Source organism: Sinorhizobium sojae CCBAU 05684, assembly GCF_002288525.1.
Lineage (GTDB): Bacteria > Pseudomonadota > Alphaproteobacteria > Rhizobiales > Rhizobiaceae > Sinorhizobium > Sinorhizobium sojae.
The window spans coordinates 3,056,149-3,074,513 of the sequence record NZ_CP023067.1; the positions used below are offsets into that span (position 1 = coordinate 3,056,149).

At 63.0% G+C, this 18,365-nt stretch carries 18 protein-coding genes; 7 read left to right on the plus strand and 11 right to left on the minus strand.

Translation table 11 applies throughout. The annotated features are described in order from the left end of the window. Positions 1-109: 109 nt before the first annotated feature. A complete protein-coding gene (locus tag SJ05684_RS14875) occupies positions 110-538 on the minus strand; it encodes a Fur family transcriptional regulator (RefSeq protein ID WP_034853062.1) in 429 nt (142 codons plus the stop codon). A 121-nt stretch (positions 539-659) separates the two neighbouring features. Between SJ05684_RS14875 and SJ05684_RS14880 the strand changes: the two genes are divergently transcribed. The 5 genes from SJ05684_RS14880 (at position 660) to SJ05684_RS14900 (ending at position 5,132) form a co-directional block, all read left to right on the plus strand. Continuing rightward, on the plus strand, positions 660-1,565 hold the full coding sequence (locus tag SJ05684_RS14880; protein WP_034853060.1) for a metal ABC transporter substrate-binding protein: 906 nt from the start codon (positions 660-662) through the stop codon (positions 1,563-1,565). Further along, positions 1,562-2,497, plus strand: a complete 936-nt coding sequence (locus tag SJ05684_RS14885) for a manganese/iron ABC transporter ATP-binding protein (RefSeq protein WP_034853058.1) — start codon at positions 1,562-1,564, stop codon at positions 2,495-2,497. Before SJ05684_RS14880 ends, SJ05684_RS14885 begins: the two co-directional genes overlap by 4 nt. Continuing rightward, a complete protein-coding gene (locus SJ05684_RS14890; RefSeq protein ID WP_095694283.1) occupies positions 2,494-3,354 on the plus strand; it encodes a metal ABC transporter permease in 861 nt (286 codons plus the stop codon). The genes SJ05684_RS14885 and SJ05684_RS14890 overlap by 4 nt, the downstream gene beginning before the upstream one ends. After that, positions 3,351-4,202 carry a metal ABC transporter permease gene (locus tag SJ05684_RS14895; protein ID WP_034853051.1) on the plus strand — a complete coding sequence of 284 codons (852 nt, stop codon included), beginning with the start codon at positions 3,351-3,353 and terminating at the stop codon, positions 4,200-4,202. Before SJ05684_RS14890 ends, SJ05684_RS14895 begins: the two co-directional genes overlap by 4 nt. Before the next feature lie 81 nt (positions 4,203-4,283). Further along, positions 4,284-5,132, plus strand: a complete 849-nt coding sequence (locus SJ05684_RS14900) for a DUF6030 family protein (protein ID WP_034853049.1) — start codon at positions 4,284-4,286, stop codon at positions 5,130-5,132. Between the two features lie 9 nt (positions 5,133-5,141). On the opposite strand, the gene SJ05684_RS14905 is transcribed toward SJ05684_RS14900, so the two are convergent. Continuing rightward, entirely contained in the window at positions 5,142-5,573 is a 432-nt protein-coding gene (locus SJ05684_RS14905) for an Lrp/AsnC family transcriptional regulator (RefSeq protein ID WP_034853120.1), read from the minus strand. A gap of 120 nt (positions 5,574-5,693) precedes the next feature. Here SJ05684_RS14905 and SJ05684_RS14910 point away from each other — a divergent pair, with 120 nt between their 5' ends. Continuing rightward, complete coding sequence (locus SJ05684_RS14910; protein ID WP_034853047.1) at positions 5,694-6,797, plus strand: saccharopine dehydrogenase family protein; 1,104 nt, start codon at positions 5,694-5,696, stop codon at positions 6,795-6,797. Positions 6,798-7,180: 383 nt separating this feature from the next. Here the strand turns inward: SJ05684_RS14910 and SJ05684_RS14915 are convergent, their stop codons facing one another. The 7 genes from SJ05684_RS14915 to SJ05684_RS14945 form a co-directional block, all read right to left on the minus strand. After that, positions 7,181-7,585 (minus strand): F0F1 ATP synthase subunit epsilon, encoded by a 405-nt coding sequence (locus SJ05684_RS14915; protein WP_034853118.1) that lies wholly within the window; start codon positions 7,583-7,585, stop codon positions 7,181-7,183. 118 nt (positions 7,586-7,703) lie between these two features. Then, on the minus strand, positions 7,704-9,218 hold the full coding sequence (atpD, locus tag SJ05684_RS14920; RefSeq protein ID WP_034853045.1) for a F0F1 ATP synthase subunit beta: 1,515 nt from the start codon (positions 9,216-9,218) through the stop codon (positions 7,704-7,706). A 24-nt stretch (positions 9,219-9,242) separates the two neighbouring features. After that, positions 9,243-10,127 (minus strand): F0F1 ATP synthase subunit gamma, encoded by an 885-nt coding sequence (locus tag SJ05684_RS14925; protein ID WP_034853044.1) that lies wholly within the window; start codon positions 10,125-10,127, stop codon positions 9,243-9,245. A 28-nt stretch (positions 10,128-10,155) separates the two neighbouring features. After that, the gene (gene atpA / locus SJ05684_RS14930) at positions 10,156-11,685 is read right to left on the minus strand and encodes a F0F1 ATP synthase subunit alpha (protein WP_034853042.1); all 1,530 of its coding nucleotides are present in this window, start codon (positions 11,683-11,685) and stop codon (positions 10,156-10,158) included. Further along, on the minus strand, positions 11,685-12,251 hold the full coding sequence (locus tag SJ05684_RS14935; RefSeq protein ID WP_034853040.1) for a F0F1 ATP synthase subunit delta: 567 nt from the start codon (positions 12,249-12,251) through the stop codon (positions 11,685-11,687). The genes atpA and SJ05684_RS14935 overlap by 1 nt, the downstream gene beginning before the upstream one ends. Before the next feature lie 239 nt (positions 12,252-12,490). Then, positions 12,491-12,877 (minus strand): AGROH133_08824 family phage infection protein, encoded by a 387-nt coding sequence (locus SJ05684_RS14940; protein WP_034853116.1) that lies wholly within the window; start codon positions 12,875-12,877, stop codon positions 12,491-12,493. A gap of 154 nt (positions 12,878-13,031) precedes the next feature. Further along, entirely contained in the window at positions 13,032-15,236 is a 2,205-nt protein-coding gene (locus SJ05684_RS14945; protein ID WP_034853039.1) for a primosomal protein N', read from the minus strand. A gap of 176 nt (positions 15,237-15,412) precedes the next feature. Here SJ05684_RS14945 and fsa point away from each other — a divergent pair, with 176 nt between their 5' ends. Continuing rightward, on the plus strand, positions 15,413-16,066 hold the full coding sequence (gene fsa, locus SJ05684_RS14950) for a fructose-6-phosphate aldolase (protein ID WP_034853038.1): 654 nt from the start codon (positions 15,413-15,415) through the stop codon (positions 16,064-16,066). Between the two features lie 54 nt (positions 16,067-16,120). Here the strand turns inward: fsa and SJ05684_RS14955 are convergent, their stop codons facing one another. Further along, positions 16,121-17,254: an AAA family ATPase gene (locus SJ05684_RS14955; RefSeq protein ID WP_034853114.1), complete on the minus strand. Its 1,134-nt coding sequence runs from the start codon at positions 17,252-17,254 to the stop codon at positions 16,121-16,123. Between the two features lie 116 nt (positions 17,255-17,370). Next, positions 17,371-18,288, minus strand: coding sequence for a GNAT family N-acetyltransferase (locus SJ05684_RS14960; RefSeq protein WP_034853037.1), 918 nt, complete (start codon positions 18,286-18,288; stop codon positions 17,371-17,373). Between the last annotated feature and the right edge of the window lie 77 nt (positions 18,289-18,365).

Here is an 18,365-nt window from a genome sequence, read left to right on the forward strand (position 1 = left end):
GTATGGAACGATCGGAAACGGCGGAATTGAGGCGGAGTGCGTCCCTTACAAGAGCCATTAGGCAGGCCCTTCTTTGCGATCGAGGCATCGCCGCCACGAAGCGTCCAACTCAATCCTTGCGCTTGCGGCAATAGAGCTCCAGCCGGTGGCGCACGAGCTCGTAGCCGAGTTCTGCGGCGATCTCCGCCTGCAACTGCTCGATCTTGTCGGAGCGGAACTCGATCACCGCGCCCGTGTCGATGTCGATCAGGTGGTCGTGATGCGGGGCGTCGGCAGTCTCGAAACGAGCGGTGGCATTCTCGAAGGCGTGCCGCTGCACGACGCCCTGCTGCTCCAGCGCCGAAAGCGTCCGGTAGACGGTCGAGAGCGACACGGTCGCATCGATCTCCTTGGCGCGTCTGTGCAACTCGCTTGCGTCCGGATGGTCTTCGGCTTCGGCCAGGATCTTCAGGATGGCGGCCCGCTGGCGTGTCACGCGCACGCCCCCATCGCGCAGGATTCCCTCCAGTTCCTCGACCTTATTCTTCGTCTTTGTCATCCGCCGACACTAGCCAAGGGCCGCGAAATTGAAAATAGCTAGTTGCAAATGGTTCTCATTTGCATTGACTTATTCAGGCTATTCGCCTACCCATAATGGGAGCTAACGAATGGAGATACGAATGATCGATCTGACGAGGCGTGCGGCGCTGGTGGCCGCCGCGGCAATTGCTACCCTATCGCTCGCTCCCGCCAGCGCGACGGCGGCGGAAAAATTCAAGGCCGTCACCACCTTCACGGTCATCGCCGACATGGCCCAGCACGTCGCGGGCGATGCGGCGATCGTCGAATCGATCACCAAGCCCGGCGCCGAGATCCACAACTATCAGCCGACCCCGCGCGACATCTTGAAGGCGCACGACGCGCAACTGATCTTCTGGAACGGGCTCAACCTCGAACTCTGGTTCGAGAAGTTCTTCCAGAACCTCGACAATATTCCGGGCGTCGTGGTCTCCGAGGGGGTCGAGCCCATGGGCATTGCCGAAGGCCCCTATACCGGCAAGCCGAACCCGCATGCCTGGATGTCGCCGACGGCGGCGCTGATCTATGTCGACAACATCCGCGATGCCTTCGTCGAACATGACCCCGAAAACGCGGAGACCTACAAGGCGAACGCCGACGCCTACAAGAAAGAGATCGAGGCGACGATCGCGCCGATCCGCGCGGAGTTGGACAGGATTCCTGCCGAAAAGCGTTGGCTCGTCTCGAGTGAGGGCGCATTCAGCTATCTCGCCCGCGATTTCGGCCTGAAGGAGCTCTATCTCTGGCCGATCAATGCCGACCAGCAGGGTACGCCGCAGCAGGTGCGCAAGGTGATCGACGCGGTCAGGGCCAACAACATACCGGTGATCTTCTCCGAGAGCACGATTTCGCCCGATCCGGCCATGCAGGTGGCGCGCGAGACGGGTGCAAAATATGGCGGGGTGCTCTATGTGGATTCTCTGAGTGAGGCCGGCGGTCCCGTTCCCACCTATATCGACCTGCTGCGCGTCACCTCCGAAACCATCGCGAAAGGTCTTTCGCAATGAACCTTCAGACAAAGGCTCGGCCGCTAACGCGGCCGGCACCCCAAGACGAGGGAAGCGGCATTCGCGTCCGCGACGCGACCGTCATCTATCGCAATGGCCACCGGGCGCTCAGCGATGCTTCCTTCGCGATTCCGACCGGGACGATCACCGCCCTGGTCGGGGTCAATGGCAGCGGCAAGTCGACGATGTTCAAGGCGATCATGGGTTTCGTCCGCCTCACCAAGGGCGATATCTCCGTTCTGGGCCTGACCGTGCCGCAGGCGCTCAAGAAGAACCTTGTCGCCTATGTGCCGCAGGCCGAGGAAGTCGACTGGAACTTCCCGGTCCTCGTCGAAGACGTCGTCATGATGGGCCGCTACGGCCATATGAACATGCTGCGCATGGCGAAAAAGGCGGACCACGAAGCGGTCGAAGCGGCTCTGGCACGCGTCGGCATGAGCGATTTCCGCAAGCGCCAGATTGGGGAGCTTTCCGGGGGGCAGAAGAAGCGCGTCTTCCTCGCCCGGGCGCTCGCGCAGGATGGCCGGGTCATCCTGCTCGACGAGCCCTTCACTGGCGTCGACGTCAGGACCGAGGACGCGATCATCCGACTGCTCCTCGACCTGCGCGATGAGGGGCGGGTGATGCTCGTCTCCACCCACAATCTTGGCAGCGTGCCGGAATTCTGCGACCGGGCCGTGCTCCTGAAGAACACCGTGCTCGCCTACGGCCCGACCGAGTCCACCTTCACCCGCGACAATCTCGAACTCGCCTTCGGCGGCGTGCTGCGCCATTTCGTGCTCGGCGGCGAAAGCCTGCATGAGGATGCGGACCCGCGGCAGCTTTCGGTCATCAGCGACGACGAGCGGCCGCTCGTCATGTATGGCGCGAAAGGCCAGATGGTGCCGCAACCGGCGAAGCCCGAAACAGAAGCGGAGACGGACGCCGAATGATCGTGACGCTCCTGGAGCCGTTCACCTATTCCTACATGGTGAACGCCATGTGGGTCAGCGCGCTGGTCGGCGCCGTCTGCGCCTTCCTCTCGGCCTATCTGATGCTGAAAGGCTGGTCACTCATCGGCGACGCGCTCTCCCATTCGATCGTGCCCGGCGTCGCCGGCGCCTATATGCTCGGCCTCCCCTTCTCGCTGGGCGCCTTCTTCTCCGGCACGCTTGCCGCCGGGGCCATGCTGTTCCTCAACCAGCGGACGCGGCTCAAGGAGGATACGATCATCGGCCTGATCTTCACCTCCTTCTTCGGCCTCGGGCTTTTCATGGTCTCGCTGTCGCCGACTTCAGTGAACATCCAGACGATCGTGCTCGGCAATATCCTCGCCATTACCCCCGCCGACACGCTGCAGCTCGCGATCATCGGCTTCGTCTCTCTCGCGATCCTCTCGGCGAAATGGAAGGATCTGATGGTGACCTTCTTCGACGAGAGCCATGCCCGCTCGATCGGCATCAACACGACACTCCTGAAAGTGCTGTTCTTCACCCTGCTGTCCGCCTCCACCGTTGCCGCACTACAGACCGTCGGCGCCTTTCTCGTCATAGCCATGGTCGTGACGCCCGGCGCGACTGGCTATCTGCTCACGGACCGATTCCCGCGGCTGATCCTGATCAGCATCGCCATCGGCGCGCTCACCAGCTTCGTCGGCGCCTATGCGAGCTATTTCCTCGACGGCGCCACCGGCGGCATCATCATCGTGCTGCAAACGCTGATCTTCTTTCTCGCTTTCGCCTTCGCGCCGAAGCACGGCCTCATTGCCGCCCGCCGCCGCGCATCCGCAGCCCTGGAGGCTCAGCGATGATATCTCTCGACATGCTGACCGCCGTCTTCGAATTCGAGTTCATGCGTAACGCCCTGATCATCTCGGTGCTGGTGGCAATCCCCACCGCCATGCTCTCCTGCTATCTCGTGCTGAAGGGCTGGTCGCTGATGGGTGACGCGATCTCGCATGCGGTTTTCCCGGGCGTCGTCGTCTCCTACATCGTCGGGCTGCCGCTCGCCGTCGGCGCCTTCGCCGCCGGCATGTGCTGCGCGCTCCTGACCGGCTATCTCAAGGAAAACAGTCGCATCAAGCAGGACACGTTGATGGGCGTGGTCTTTTCCGGCATGTTCGGCTTCGGGCTCGTGCTCTACGTGAAGATCCAGAGCGATGTGCATCTCGATCACATCCTCTTCGGCGATATGCTCGGCATCGGCTGGGGCGATATCCTGGAGACGGGCGCGATAGCCGTCTTTTCCGCCGGCGTCCTCGCGTTCAAATGGCGCGACCTGCTGCTTCACGCCTTCGATCCAGCCCAGGCGCGTGCTGTCGGGCTTCCGGTCGCGTGGCTGCATTACGGCCTGCTTGCGATCCTGTCGTTGACGATCGTCGGCGCGCTGAAAGCCGTCGGGCTGATCCTCGCAATCGCCATGCTGATCGCACCCGGCGCGATTGCCTATCTCCTGACACGCACCTTCAGCGGCATGCTCGTTGCCGCGGTCCTGATCGCCGTCGTCGCGTCCTTCTCCGGCGTATACATCTCCTTCTTCATCGACAGCGCACCGGCGCCGACCATCGTGCTGCTGATGACGGCGATATTTCTTCTCGCCTTCGGCTATTCCACTTGGAAGACAGCACGGATAGAAGCGCAGCGCGGTCGAATTCACTAGCTGCGAGAAGCCTCTTGGAGAGCGGCACCCTCGTCCCGTATTGTGCGCCCTTCCAATTGGGTGAAAGCGAGTTGCAGGTCGATGGAGAGCAAGCATAGGGGCCGCGCCGGCATTGCTTTCTTCATGGGTACCGTCGTGCTGATCTTCACGGCGATCCTCGCCACCGTGCTTCTTGCAAACGAGCATCGCAATCTGAAGCAGCTTCTGGCGGCACTGGGACTGCCGGAAAGCGCACCGAAACCGGAAGAGTCGCCTCGCCCCCCGCCGCGTGCGCCACCGCCGCGTGAGCCACAGCCGCTGGAAGTGATGCTCCCGGAGCGGATCTTCGCAGACCTCGACGCGCCGGGACAGCAGTTCCACCGACAGATCCGCAGCGATCCGCGCACGCTTTGCGATGGCCTGCGCGAGGCCGGCTTCAGCGATCTCGAATGGAAAGCAGCCGAGAGCAGCCGCTGGGAGTGCTCGTCGCTCGTCCCCTTCCCCCGGCCAGGGGAGGAGAAAAGCTCGTCGATCTTCATCTTTGTCAAAGGCAGCGGGGAGGACGAAATCACCTCTTTCCGCGTGAAGTTGAACATCGAACACCCCCAAGACGCCCAGGCCGTGACCAGCGCTGCGGCAAGAGCTGCATCGGTGTTTCTCACGCATGTCCGCTGGGCCGACCGCGAGAGCATCGCGCTGAAGATCCAGGCGCTCGACGAGTTCGATCTCAAGCGCTTCGGCAGCCGAATCCGGTTCAGCCAAGAATCCGGCGCGACGCCGCGTTACAATTTTCTTGCCAATCGGGCAGCCAGAACGCAGCCGAAGACCATTGCTGCAGCCTATTTCGATCGCGAGAAATGGCTGACCCCGGGCGACGGCTTGCCGGTTTCCTTTATCCTTGGCCCCACGGCCTGGAATGCCGATGCCATCAAAGGGATCGATCGACGCTGAGGGCGAATCTCAGCGATCGATGCGGGTCGAGAGGATGATCGAGGAGAGCGTCTTTTCTACGCCTTCGATTTCGCCGATGCGGTCGATCAACAGATCCAGCTCGCCGATCGAGCTTGCCGCGACGATTGCAATGAGATCGAAACTGCCGCTGACCGAATGCAGCGTCCGGATTTCCCGGATAGCGGCAAGCTCGGGCGTAACGCGGTTCAACGCCCGCGGCGCGATGGTGATCAGCATATGCGCCTTCACCAGGCCCTTTTCGTAATTCTCCGAAAGCCGCACGCCGTAGCCCGCGATCACGCCGTCGCGTTCGAGCCGTTCGATACGCGCCTGCACGGTCGTGCGCGAGAGGCCGAGCCGGCGCGCGAGCGTCGCCGTCGGCATGCGGGCGTTGTCGCTAAGGATGGCGAGAAGTTCACGGTCCTTATCGGAAACCTGCATAATGTCGATCCTGATCGGCGAAATGCCGAATGTGTTCGTCGATTTAGTCATTTCGGCGCTTTAAAGCAATGGCCGAAAGGAGGACAATGACATTGAAGAGCTCATATCAGGGGAAGAACAATGAAAGAGATCGTTGTCATCGGTGCCGGCAAGATCGGATCGACGATCGCGCGCATGCTCGCCCACTCCGGCGATTATCGTGTCTGCGTCGTCGACCGCAGCGCCGAGCAACTGCAGGAAATCGAAAAGCACGACGCCATTTCGTCAACCGCCATCGACATCACCGACAGAAAAGCGCTTATCGATCTGCTCAAGGGCAAGTTTGCCGTCTTGAGCGCCGCACCGTTTCACCTGACGGTAGCGATCGCCGAGGCTGCCGCCGAGGCGGAAATACATTATCTCGACTTGACGGAAGACGTCGAATCGACCCGGCGGGTCAAGGCGATCGCCGCAAAGGCCATCTCCGCCTTCATCCCGCAATGCGGGCTTGCGCCCGGCTTCATCTCGATCGTCGCCAATGATCTCGCCGGGCGCTTCGACAAGCTCGAAAGCGTGCGCATGCGCGTCGGCGCCTTGCCGCAATATCCTTCGAACGCGCTCAACTATAACCTGACCTGGAGCACGGACGGGGTCATCAACGAATATATCGAGCCCTGCGAGGCCATCGTCGAAGGCACGCTGGTCGAAGTCCCCGCCATGGAAGGGCGCGAGGAGTTTTCGCTCGACGGTATTACCTACGAAGCATTCAACACATCGGGCGGACTTGGCACGCTCTGCGAAACGCTCGAGGGCAAGGTCCGCACGCTGAACTACAAGACGATCCGCTACCCCGGCCATGCCGCGATCTTCAAGGCGCTCTTGAACGATCTCGGCCTGCGCCATCGCCGCGAGGTCCTGAAGGACATTCTGGAAAACGCCTTGCCGACCACCACCCAGGACGTTGTGGTCATCTTCGTAACCGTTTCTGGCTTCCGCGACGGACACCTCGTTCAGGAAACCTATGCCAACAAGGTCTATAGCGGTGTCGTCGCCGGGCGGATGCAGAGCGCCATCCAGATCACCACGGCCGGAAGCATCTGCGCCGTGCTCGACCTGCTGGCGGAGGACAAGATCCCGAACCGGGGTTTCGTTCGCCAGGAAGATATTGCGCTCGACACCTTCCTCGCCAACCGCTTCGGCCACTACTACGCGCAGCGGAACGGCACGGAAAGGGCTGCAAGCTGAAGCGGTGCCCCTTGGGCGATCGAATGATGCGCATTCCCGGCGCGTCCTCGGAACAGAATACGGAAAATGCCCGGACATGGTCCGGGTATTTGCGTTGACGGCGAACTCTCCTGGAGCCAGGCGTCTCCCTCATCCGACCTGCCGGCCACCTTTCTCCCCCCAAGCGGGGCGAAGGTGACTCGCAACGCCCCGCCCGTTCCTCTGCCATGAAGAGGGCGGTCGCGGCAGTGCTCATCCCCTCTCCCCGCGCGGGCGGGGAGGGCCAGGGTGAGGGGCAATTCCGCCGCGCTAAAGCGGTTTCGCCGACCCACAAAAAACCCCGCCTGCGAACTGAGGCGGGGTCTGAAGTTCTACTCTTCGTTTCCCTTGTCGGGATGACCCTTTCAGGCGGGGATGACGACCTCGCCAAGCTTGGTCAGTTCCGCAATGAACTGTTCGAGACGGGTCTTCTTCTCGTCGCCGGCACCTTCGAGCTCGGCGCGAACCGAGGCGATGCGATTCTCGAGCACCGAGCGGTCGAGTTCGTCGACATGGACCGCCGATTCGGCAAGCAGCGTACAACCGGTCGGCAGGATATCGGCGAAACCGCCGAACACGGCGAAACGCTCGTTCTTCCCATCGGCCATCTTGACGGTGACGACACCCGGCTTGACGGTCGTCATGGTCGGCGCGTGATTGGCCATCACGGTCATTTCACCCTCGGTTGCCGGGATGACGACTTCGATCACCTGTGCGGAAAGCAGCAGGCGCTCCGGGGAAACAAGTTCGAAATTGAAACTGTCGGCCATGACCATTCACTTCTGGTAAGCGCACCGCGACGAACGGCGGCTGTGCATGTTCTCAACCGCTGACGCCGCGGCAGAATGAAAACCGTGGCGCCAGGCGCCACGGTTCACGATCTCAAGATCAGGCGGCTTCGGCAGCCAGCTTCTTGGCCTTCTCGATGGCTTCCTCGATGGAGCCGACCATGTAGAACGCAGCTTCCGGCAGGTAGTCGTACTCGCCGTTGACGAGACCCTTGAAGCCCTTGATCGTGTCTTCGAGGGCCACCAGCTTACCCGGCGAGCCGGTGAAGACTTCGGCGACGAAGAACGGCTGCGACAGGAAGCGCTCGATCTTGCGGGCGCGGGCAACCGTCAGCTTGTCCTCTTCGGAAAGCTCGTCCATGCCGAGGATGGCGATGATGTCCTGGAGCGACTTGTAACGCTGCAGCGTGCCTTGGACCTTGCGGGCAACCTCGTAGTGCTCTTCGCCGACGATCATCGGGTCCAGCATGCGCGAGGTCGAGTCGAGCGGGTCCACGGCCGGGTAAATGCCCTTTTCGGCAATCGAGCGCGACAGAACGGTCGTTGCGTCGAGGTGGGCGAACGAGGTCGCCGGAGCCGGGTCGGTCAAGTCGTCGGCCGGAACGTAGATCGCCTGAACCGAGGTGATCGAGCCCTTTGTCGTCGTGGTGATGCGCTCCTGCATGGCGCCCATGTCGGTGGCCAGCGTCGGCTGATAGCCCACGGCCGACGGAATGCGGCCGAGCAGAGCCGACACTTCCGAGCCCGCCTGGGTGAAGCGGAAGATGTTATCGACGAAGAAGAGAACGTCCTGGCCTTCGTCACGGAAATGCTCGGCAACCGTCAGGCCGGTCAGAGCGACGCGGGCGCGGGCACCCGGCGGCTCGTTCATCTGGCCGTAAACGAGCGCAGCCTTGGAGCCTTCGCCGCCGCCGTGCTTGTTCACGCCCGATTCGATCATTTCATGATAGAGGTCGTTGCCCTCGCGGGTGCGTTCGCCCACGCCGGCGAAAACCGAGTAACCACCATGCGCCTTGGCGACGTTGTTGATCAGTTCCATGATCAGAACGGTCTTGCCGACGCCTGCACCGCCGAAAAGGCCGATCTTGCCGCCCTTGGCGTAGGGAGCGAGCAGGTCCACGACCTTGATGCCGGTGACGAGGATCTGCGCTTCCGTCGACTGCTCGACATAGGCCGGAGCATCCTGGTGGATGGCGCGGCGGGAGGCGGTCATGAGCGGACCGGCCTCGTCGACCGGCTCGCCGATGACGTTCATGATGCGGCCGAGCGTTTCCTTGCCGACCGGAACCGAGATCGGGCTGCCGGTATCGGTGACCGACTGGCCGCGGACGAGACCTTCGGTCGAATCCATGGCGATCGTGCGGACAGTGTTTTCGCCGAGATGCTGCGCGACTTCGAGAACCAGGCGGTTGCCCTTGTTGTCGGTCTCGAGCGCGTTCAGGATCTGCGGCAGGTTGCCCTCTTCGAAAGCGACGTCGACGACGGCGCCGATGACCTGCGTCACGCGGCCGACAGCACCCGTTGCCGCAGCGGCTGTCTTGGCGGAAGCTGCCTTCTTGGTAGCAGCGGGCTTGGTCGCCGCTGCGGTTTCTTTCGGGGTAGCTGCCTTAGCCATAATTCTTACCCTCTTCTCGTAACCTTAGAGCGCTTCCGCGCCAGAGATGATTTCAATGAGTTCCTTGGTGATCTGCGCCTGCCGCTGACGGTTGTAGTTGAGCGTCAGCTTATTGATCATCTCACCGGCGTTGCGCGTCGCATTGTCCATGGCACTCATCTTGGCGCCCATTTCACCGGCGACGTTCTCGAGCAGGGCCCGGAAGATCTGCACGGAGATATTGCGGGGAATGAGGTCGCTCAGGATCGCGGCTGCATCCGGCTCGTACTCATAGATAGCCGATGCGCTCTGTTCTTCGGCGGCCGCGATCTCGCCGGCCGATGCCGGGATGAGCTGCTGGGCCGTCGGCACCTGCGATATGACGGACTTGAACTCGGAATAGAACAGCGTGCAGACGTCGAACTCGCCATTATCGAAGAGATCGATGACCTTGTGACCGATCCGGTCCGCATTCTCGAAGCCGATCTTCTTGACTTCACGCAGGTCGACACGGTCGATGATAAGCGATGCGAATTCGCGCCGCAGAATGTCGAAGCCCTTCTTGCCGACGCAGATGATCTTGACCGTCTTGCCCTGGGAAAGCAGCTTGCGGGCATGATCGCGGGCAAAGCGCGCGATCTGCGAGTTGAAGCCGCCGCAAAGGCCGCGCTCGGCGGTGCAGACGATCAGGAGATGCGTGTCATCCCTGCCGGTCCCGGTCATCAGCCGCGGTGCGCTGTCATCCGCACCAACCGCCTGGGCGATATTGGCGAGAACGGCAGCCATCCGCTGCGAATAGGGCCGGGCGGCCTCGGCCGCCTCCTGCGCGCGCCGAAGCTTCGCCGCGGCGACCATCTTCATCGCCTTGGTGATCTTCTGCGTCGCCTTGACGGAGGCGATCCGGTTTTTCAGATCCTTAAGTGAAGGCATCCGTTGTCCGTTCCTACTTGAAGGCTACTCAGGCGAAAGACTTGGCGAAGCTGTCGATTGCCGCCTTAAGCTTCTCCTTGGTGTCGTCCGAGATCGCTTTTTCGGTGCGGATCGCATCCAGGACGGCTTTGCCTTCCGAGCGCAGATAGGACAGCAGCCCCTGCTCGAACTTACTGACCTGGTTGACCGGCAGCTTGTCAAGGTAGCCGTTGACGCCGGCGAAGATCACCGCGACCTGCTCTTCCGTCTTCAGCGGCGAGAACTGCGGCTGCTTCAGGAGCTCCGTCAGGCGGGCACCGCGGTTGAGCAGGCGCTGCGTCGCGGCGTCGAGGTCGGAGCCGAACTGGGCGAAGGCCGCCATTTCGCGGTACTGGGCGAGCTCGCCCTTGATCGAGCCCGCGACCTGCTTCATCGCCTTGATCTGGGCGGCGGAACCTACGCGGGAAACCGACAGACCGACGTTAACGGCCGGACGGATGCCCTGGTAAAACAGGTCGGTTTCGAGGAAGATCTGACCGTCCGTGATCGAGATCACGTTGGTCGGGATGAACGCGGACACGTCGTTGCCCTGGGTTTCGATGACCGGCAGAGCCGTCAGCGAGCCGGCACCGTTGTCCTCGTTGAGCTTTGCGGCGCGCTCCAGAAGGCGCGAGTGCAGGTAGAAGACGTCGCCCGGGTAGGCTTCGCGGCCCGGCGGGCGGCGCAGGAGCAGCGACATCTGACGGTAGGCGACGGCCTGCTTGGAAAGGTCGTCATAGCCGATCAGCGCATGCTTGCCGTTGTCGCGGAAATATTCGCCCATCGTGCAGCCGGCGAACGGGGCGAGATACTGCATCGGCGCCGGATCGGAGGCGGTGGCCGCGACGATGATCGAGTATTGGAGAGCGCCACGCTCTTCGAGGACCTTCACGAACTGGGCGACGGTCGAGCGCTTCTGGCCGATAGCGACGTAGACGCAGTAGAGCTTGTCCTGCTCCGGGCCGTTGTCATGAATCGGCTTCTGGTTCAGGAACGTGTCGAGGATGATCGCGGTCTTGCCGGTCTGGCGGTCGCCGATGACGAGCTCGCGCTGGCCGCGGCCAACCGGGATGAGGGCGTCGATGGCCTTGAGTCCGGTCGACATCGGCTCGTGAACCGACTTGCGCGGAATGATGCCGGGCGCTTTGACGTCGACACGGGCGCGCTGCTTGGCATTGATCGGGCCCTTGCCGTCGATCGGGTTGCCGAGCGCGTCGACGACGCGGCCGAGCAGTTCCGGACCAACCGGGACATCCACGATGGCGCCGGTCCGCTTGACGGTGTCGCCTTCCTTGATGTCACGGTCAGAGCCGAAGATAACCACACCGACATTGTCAGCTTCGAGGTTCAGCGCCATGCCGCGAATTCCGCCGGGGAATTCGACCATCTCGCCTGCCTGAACATTGTCGAGGCCGTAGACGCGGGCAATACCGTCACCGACGGAAAGCACCTGACCGACTTCGGAGACTTCTGCTTCCTGGCCGAAATTTTTGATCTGATCTTTGAGAATTGCGGAGATTTCCGCGGCGCGGATATCCATCAGCCGACCTCTTTCAGTGCAAGCTTAAGGGTAGAGAGTTTGGTGCGAAGGGAGGTGTCAATCTGGCGGGACCCGACCTTGACGATCAGACCTCCAAGAATAGACGAGTCGACGGTGACGTTGATCGCCACGTCTTTGCCGGTGACGCCTTTCAGCGTCGCCTTCAATTCTGTTTTCTGCGCTTCGGTCAGCGCATGCGCCGACCTGACGTCGGCGGTAATTTCGCCCCGGTGGCGGGCGGCGAACAGGCGGAAAGCCTTGACGACGCCCGGCAGCGCAAAGAGGCGACGGTTCCGCGCAACGACCTTGAGGAAGTTGCCGACCAACGAGGAGAAGCCGGCCTTCTCGACAATCGCCGAAACGGCCTTGAATTGATCCTCGGCGGAAAAGACCGGGCTCACGACCAGGCGTTTCAGGTCGTCGCTGCCGTCGATCAGCGCCTGAACGCGATCGAGTTCGGCGCCAACCGTCTCGACCGAGCCGGCCTCGAGCGCCAACTCGAAGAGCGAAGAGGCATATCTTTCTGCAACACCGGAAATAAGCTGGGATGTGTCTGCCACGGGCACAAGCTTCTCTCAAAATCATCCAAGAGCGTCAGCGCCAGCGAACCGTTTCGCCTAACCTCTTGAATTTGCTGCAATAATTCGCAGGATATCGAGGCCGTGAGACCCACTTCCCCCGCAATTCGCGGTTCGTCTAGCATAGGATGTTTGGACTCGCAACACGCCAGCGCCAGGAATGCGGCATTACCCGGCGGGTTCGGCCGAATTTTGCCGTAAATTCCGTTGCGTCGTCGCGGCTCCGGTCAGATCAGCCCGAAGACATAGGCAAGCGGAAGGGCCGCAAGCGCCGACTGGACGGCGAGTGCGAGCCAGTTGAACAGCGTTGCGCCATTGTCGCTCATCATCGACAGGGCGCGACCGAAGGCCGCAAGTGCAAAGGCGGCTCCGACGGCGAGATAGACCATCGGCTGGGCGAGCAGTATGGCCCCGAGACCGAGACCGACATGCATGCCGCCCATGGTGGACCGCGCCTCAGCCAGGCCGCCGCGGCGCCCTTCGGAAAGGCCGATGCCGGCCGCGCGAAAGGCAAGGCGTGGCGCAAAGAGCATGACGAGACCGATCAGCGCCGCCACAGCGGCCGCGCAGAAGGCCGCGAACTCCCCGGTTTCCGTCGGAATATAGAACTCCATGTCCACCCCCCGCGGCAGATGATCTTGCGCGCGTCCTCTATGGCGGTCTTCGGATTGCAGCATCTCCGACATGCTGCAGGTGATTCGCCGCGGTGCGCCTCACGATCTAGCGCATGTGAGCGGCGATGGGAATCGGCAGTCTCTTGCAATGCGATCACAGGAAACTCTGCGGATCGACGTCGAGCTGGACGCTGACCGATCCGCGCTCCTTCGGACCCGCTGCGATCATCGCTCTCAGGAAGGCCTGCATGTCGCTGCTGCGCCGCCCGTGGACGAGCAGACGGAAGCGATGGCGGCCGCGGATCAGCGCCAGCGGCGCCTCGGCCGGCCCGAGGATCGAAATGCCGTCGACGCGCGGCGCGGCGTTGCGCAAGGATCGCGCATGCCCCTCGGCGTCCTGGCGGGAGTCGGCGGAGACGATGATAGAGGCGAGCCGGCCGAAGGGCGGCAGCACCGCGCGTTCGCGCTCCTGGATCTCGCGCTCGTAGAAGGCGTCGGAATCCCCCGATACGATCGCCTGCATCACCGGATGCTGCGGCTGATAGGTCTGCAGCAGGCCGAGGCTCTTGAGACCCGTCCGCCCTGCACGGCCCGTCACCTGCGACAGCAATTGGAAGGTTCGCTCGGCGGCGCGCGGATCGCCATTGGCAAGGCCGAGATCGGCGTCGACGATGCCGACCAGGGTCATCATCGGAAAGTTGTGCCCCTTGGCGACGAGTTGGGTGCCGATGACGATATCCGCCTCGCCTTTGGCGATCGCCTCGAGTTCCAGCCGCAGCCGCTTGACGCCCATCAGGTCGGAGGACAGCACGATTGTGCGGGCCTCGGGAAAATGCCGCTCGACCTCCTCGGCGATGCGCTCGACGCCCGGACCGCAGGCAACGAGATGATCAAGCGTGCCGCATTCGGGACAAGCCTCCGGAGTCCGCTCCGAATAGCCGCAATGGTGGCACTGGATCTGGCCGCGGAACCGATGCTCGACGAGCCAGCTCGAGCAATCCGGGCATTGAAAGCGGTGGCCGCAGACGCGGCAGAGCGTCAGCGGCGCATAGCCTCGGCGGTTCAGGAAAAGAAGCGCCTGCTCGCCCCGGGCGATCGTCTTGCCGATCTGGTTCAGGAGCACCGGCGAGAGAAATCCGCCGCGCTCCGGCGGCTGCCGGCGCATGTCGACGATGCCGAGATGCGGTAGCGCCGCATCTCCGAAGCGGGTCGGCAGATGAATCGGCCGGTAGCGCCCGACCTCACCATTGACCCGGCTTTCGACCGAGGGCGTTGCGGAGACGAGCACGACCGGAAAACCGCTGATCCGGCCGCGCACCACCGCCATGTCGCGGGCATTGTAGAAGACGCGATCCTCCTGCTTGTAGGCGGGATCATGCTCCTCGTCGACGATGATGAGGCCGATATCCTCGAAGGGCAGGAAGAGGGCCGAGCGGGCGCCGGCGACGACGCGCACCTGGCCGGTCGTCACCTGCCGCCAGACCTTTTCCCTTGTGCGCGGCGCAAGGTCCGAATGCCACTCCGCCGGCTTCGCCCCGAAACGACTCTGAAAGCGTTCGAGGAAGCTGGCGGTCAGCGCAATTTCGGGGAGCAGGATCAGCACCTGCTTCCCCGCCCGAAGCGTGGCGGCAATCGCCTCGAAATAGACCTCCGTCTTGCCGGAGCCGGTAATCCCGTCGATCAGCGACACCGAGAACTTGCCTTCCTCGACCGTCGCGAGCAGATCGGCAGCCGCTTGCCTCTGCTGCCCTTCGAGGCGGGGAGCGGCGAAATCGGGATCGGGGGCGGCAACGACCGGAGGCGGCGGCATGAACAGGGTTTCGAACACGCCCCGCGCCTGAAGGCCGTCGATGACGCTCGAGGAGACGCCGGCCGCATGGGCAAGGCCGGAGCGGGTCCAGGAGTAGCCGTCACTGGCCGCAGCGATCACGCGCTCGCGCGCCGCCGTCATCCGTTCCGGCCGAATCTCCGTCAGGCGCAGCGCTTCCACCATCGGTTCGGGATCGAAGGCGGTTGGCGCCCGAAGCGCCATGCGGGCGACGAGGCCGGGCGGCGTCACCGTATAGGCGGCGACCCAGTCGAGAAAGGCGCGCATGTCGCGGGTGAGCGGCGGGCAGTCGAAGACCTTCTCGATCGCTTTCAGCTTCTTGCGATCGACCGTGCCGTCCTCCTGACCGTCCCAGACGACGCCGACCACGAGCCGGGGACCGAGCGGCACCTGCACGATCGAGCCCGGCTCGACCGCCATGCCGTCAGGCACGACATAGGAATAGGCCCTCGGCGCCGGCATCGGCAGCAGAACGGGCACCGCGCGGCGGTCGAGTACGGCCCCGAATAAATCGGTTGAATCCAGAGTCATTTTGCCGTGACCTTGCCACCGCTTTCAGATAAAGAAAACTGCGCAGCGAACCGCTGCCTTGTGGATAGCAGGGTTTGTCACGGTTCCACCCGACTTTCAACGCGCGCGATCTCCGCCATGGATTCTCCCGACAGGGGATATGCGCCCGAACGGCTGAGTGCCAAAGGAAGGCTCCCATGAAATTTTTCGTTGATACCGCCGATGTGAAGGAAATCCGCGAACTGAACGATCTCGGCCTGCTCGACGGCGTCACCACCAATCCGTCGCTGATCCTGAAATCGGGCCGCGACATCGTCGAGGTCACGAAAGAAATCTGCTCGATCGTCGAAGGCCCCGTTTCGGCGGAAGTCACGGCCACCGAATATAGCGAGATGATGCGGGAAGCGGCCGCTCTCGCGACGATCGCCGACAATATCTGCATCAAGCTGCCGCTCACGCTGGACGGCCTCAAGGCCTGCAAGGCGCTGACCTCCGATGGCCATCAGACCAACGTTACGCTCTGCTTCTCGGCCAACCAGGCCCTGCTCGCCGCCAAGGCCGGCGCGACCTTCGTCTCGCCCTTCATCGGCCGCCTTGACGATATCGCCTTCGACGGCATGGACCTGATCCGTGAGATCCGCCACATATTCGACAATTACGGCTACGAGACCGAAATCCTCGCCGCCTCGGTGCGTACGGTCAACCACGTCAAGGAAGCCGCTCTCATCGGCGCCGACGTGGTCACCGCGCCGCCGGCGACGCTAAAGGCCCTCGTCAAGCACCCGCTGACCGACAAGGGGCTCGAAATGTTCCTGGCCGACTGGGCCAAGACCGGCCAGAAGATCGCCTGATCGACGAAGATCATGCGCAGAATTTGAGGGCTCCGCACCAAATGCGGGGCCTTTTCATTCGTCCTCGTCGTCTATCGAGCCCGTGACGCGCATGCCCTCGATCCATGTGGCTCCGTCCTTGCGGACCACCCGCCGCGGCCGCACGCCGCATCGCTCTTCCACCGCCGATGCCAGGCGTTCGGAGTGGGTGACGATCCAGATCTGGCTGGCGCGGGAAGCGCTCGCGATTATATCGGCCAGCGCCGGCAACATGTCCGGATGCAGACTCGTTTCCGGCTCGTTCAGCGCGATGAAAGGGGGACGGCGGTAGGAAAGCAGCGCGGCGGCAAGCGCCAGGAAGCGCATCTGCCCGTCGGAGAGCTCACGCGGCGAGAAGGGTCGCTGTGGAAACTCGGGCAGGACCAAAGCGAATTCGGCGAACTGGCCGGGAGGCGGCACCTCGAGCCGCGCACCGCCAAAGGCGCTTGCCACGGCCCGGTCGAGATCGAGCGTGTCTTCGCGCGTGTGGTAGAGCGTCGCGAAGACCGCAGCCATGTTGCCGCCGTCTTCATCGAGCATCGGCGCCGTCACCGCAAGGCACGGCGCCCGCAAGGGCGAATCGTGATCGGTGCGGAAGCCGTGGAAGAAGCGCCACTGGCCGATGACCCGGCGAACCGTGCCAATCTCCGGATAGTGACCCGCATCGCCGAGAAGCGATATCGCCGTTTCCGACTGCATCGCCACACCCGGATAATCTTCCAAGCGCCCATGCTCGCCGCGAACGGCTATGCTCGGCCCCGCCCGCTTCATCATGGGGACGGGCCGGCGGGCGGTATCGACGCTCAGTTCCTCCTCCTTCACCTGCGGCTCGAACGCGAAGCCGGCGGCTGCCGGGGGCTTGAGACCCGCGTCGATCCGATATCGGAACGTGATTGCGCGCTCCGCATCGATCAGTTCCACCTCGAGGCGGATGCGTACGGCCTTACCGGCGCGGCGCGGACCGCTCCAGAGGGCGGATGACATCCCGCCTTCCACGGCAATGTCGCGCGCAAAGCTGCCAAGCACGGCCGCCTGCACCAGTTGCAGCGCACGATAGAGATTGGATTTACCGACGCCGTTCTCGCCGATGAACAGGTTGACGTCGGCCGTATCCATGCGGATCGACCGTAGCGAGCGATAGTTTTCGGCAGAGATGGAGCGAAGCAGCATGGCCATTCTTTTAGCGCCGCGCGTCCTTTCAGACGCGCAAAGGTCGCGCATCGAGCTTCAGTCCGATGTTCAGGTCGATGCGCTAGACCGGCCCGGCCGGCTCGTAGCCGGAACCCTCACGCCTCGACCTTGTACTCCGGATCGAAAACCGCATCGCCGTCCCGCGCGAGCGCGACGACGGTGTGATGCTCGAGCGCGCGGGTGACGTCCGTCGGATCGCCATCCAGCGCCTCGGGCGCGATCAGATTTCCGATCCGGAAGTCGAAGACGTCGCCCTTCTTGTTCAGAAGCTCGTGGAAGACGGTCATGTCGCGCAACTCCGTCGACCACTTGGCGAACCAGTAGAAGAGGCCGGAATTGCGCGCGTTCATATGGACCGGCAGGATCGGCACGCCGTATTTGCGCGCAAAGCCCACGGCGGAACTTTTCCATGGACGTTCGTTGAGACGGCCATCCGCCCAATAGGCGATGCGGCCGGAGGGGAAAAGCACGGTGGCCTTACCCGCTTCGATCGCGCGGTTGGTGATCTGCAGTGTCTCGCGCGCCTTGAGCTTCGACTTGTGCTCCTCCCGCCACTCGACCGGGATGATCATCTCGACGAAGCGCGGATTGACGCGGATGGCATCGCGATTGGCGAAGAACATCATGTCCGGCCGCCGGCTCTTGAGAAGATCGAAGACGGCGATGCCGTCGGCAATGCCGGTCGGATGATTACTGACGAGCAGGAAACCGCCCTCGGCCGGGATGCGCTCCGGCCTGTCGACGCGCACGTCGAGCGCCAGCAGCGAGCTCACATGTTCGAAGGCCTGGAAGCCGGGCACGTTCGCGACCGCATCGGCGAATTCGATCGCCTTGCGGTAATTGAGCAATGTGTAGAGAAAGGGACGCATTACCGGCCAGAGGGGATGGCGAACGATCTTCCGGCCGCGCTCGGCGATCAGCGCGTCGACGATATGGCCGGGCTGCCCCTGCGAGACCAGGGCAACTGCCTCCGCAAAATGCGCCAGCGCGCTCGCCGAATCACGTCTCGCCATGGTCCCACCCGCTGTTGCTGATCGAACATCGCAGTTCAATATGATCGAACAATGACAAATTCCAAGGGTGCGTCACC

Coding starts and splice junctions, on each gene's coding strand:
- SJ05684_RS14875 (WP_034853062.1), bottom strand. CDS start 538: ATGACAAAGACGAAGAATAAGGTCGAGGAACTGGAGGGAATCCTGCGC.
- SJ05684_RS14880 (WP_034853060.1), top strand. CDS start 660: ATGATCGATCTGACGAGGCGTGCGGCGCTGGTGGCCGCCGCGGCAATT.
- SJ05684_RS14885 (WP_034853058.1), top strand. CDS start 1,562: ATGAACCTTCAGACAAAGGCTCGGCCGCTAACGCGGCCGGCACCCCAA.
- SJ05684_RS14890 (WP_095694283.1), top strand. CDS start 2,494: ATGATCGTGACGCTCCTGGAGCCGTTCACCTATTCCTACATGGTGAAC.
- SJ05684_RS14895 (WP_034853051.1), top strand. CDS start 3,351: ATGATATCTCTCGACATGCTGACCGCCGTCTTCGAATTCGAGTTCATG.
- SJ05684_RS14900 (WP_034853049.1), top strand. CDS start 4,284: ATGGAGAGCAAGCATAGGGGCCGCGCCGGCATTGCTTTCTTCATGGGT.
- SJ05684_RS14905 (WP_034853120.1), bottom strand. CDS start 5,573: ATGCAGGTTTCCGATAAGGACCGTGAACTTCTCGCCATCCTTAGCGAC.
- SJ05684_RS14910 (WP_034853047.1), top strand. CDS start 5,694: ATGAAAGAGATCGTTGTCATCGGTGCCGGCAAGATCGGATCGACGATC.
- SJ05684_RS14915 (WP_034853118.1), bottom strand. CDS start 7,585: ATGGCCGACAGTTTCAATTTCGAACTTGTTTCCCCGGAGCGCCTGCTG.
- atpD (WP_034853045.1), bottom strand. CDS start 9,218: ATGGCTAAGGCAGCTACCCCGAAAGAAACCGCAGCGGCGACCAAGCCC.
- SJ05684_RS14925 (WP_034853044.1), bottom strand. CDS start 10,127: ATGCCTTCACTTAAGGATCTGAAAAACCGGATCGCCTCCGTCAAGGCG.
- atpA (WP_034853042.1), bottom strand. CDS start 11,685: ATGGATATCCGCGCCGCGGAAATCTCCGCAATTCTCAAAGATCAGATC.
- SJ05684_RS14940 (WP_034853116.1), bottom strand. CDS start 12,877: ATGGAGTTCTATATTCCGACGGAAACCGGGGAGTTCGCGGCCTTCTGC.
- SJ05684_RS14945 (WP_034853039.1), bottom strand. CDS start 15,236: ATGACTCTGGATTCAACCGATTTATTCGGGGCCGTACTCGACCGCCGC.
- fsa (WP_034853038.1), top strand. CDS start 15,413: ATGAAATTTTTCGTTGATACCGCCGATGTGAAGGAAATCCGCGAACTG.
- SJ05684_RS14955 (WP_034853114.1), bottom strand. CDS start 17,254: ATGCTGCTTCGCTCCATCTCTGCCGAAAACTATCGCTCGCTACGGTCG.
- SJ05684_RS14960 (WP_034853037.1), bottom strand. CDS start 18,288: ATGGCGAGACGTGATTCGGCGAGCGCGCTGGCGCATTTTGCGGAGGCA.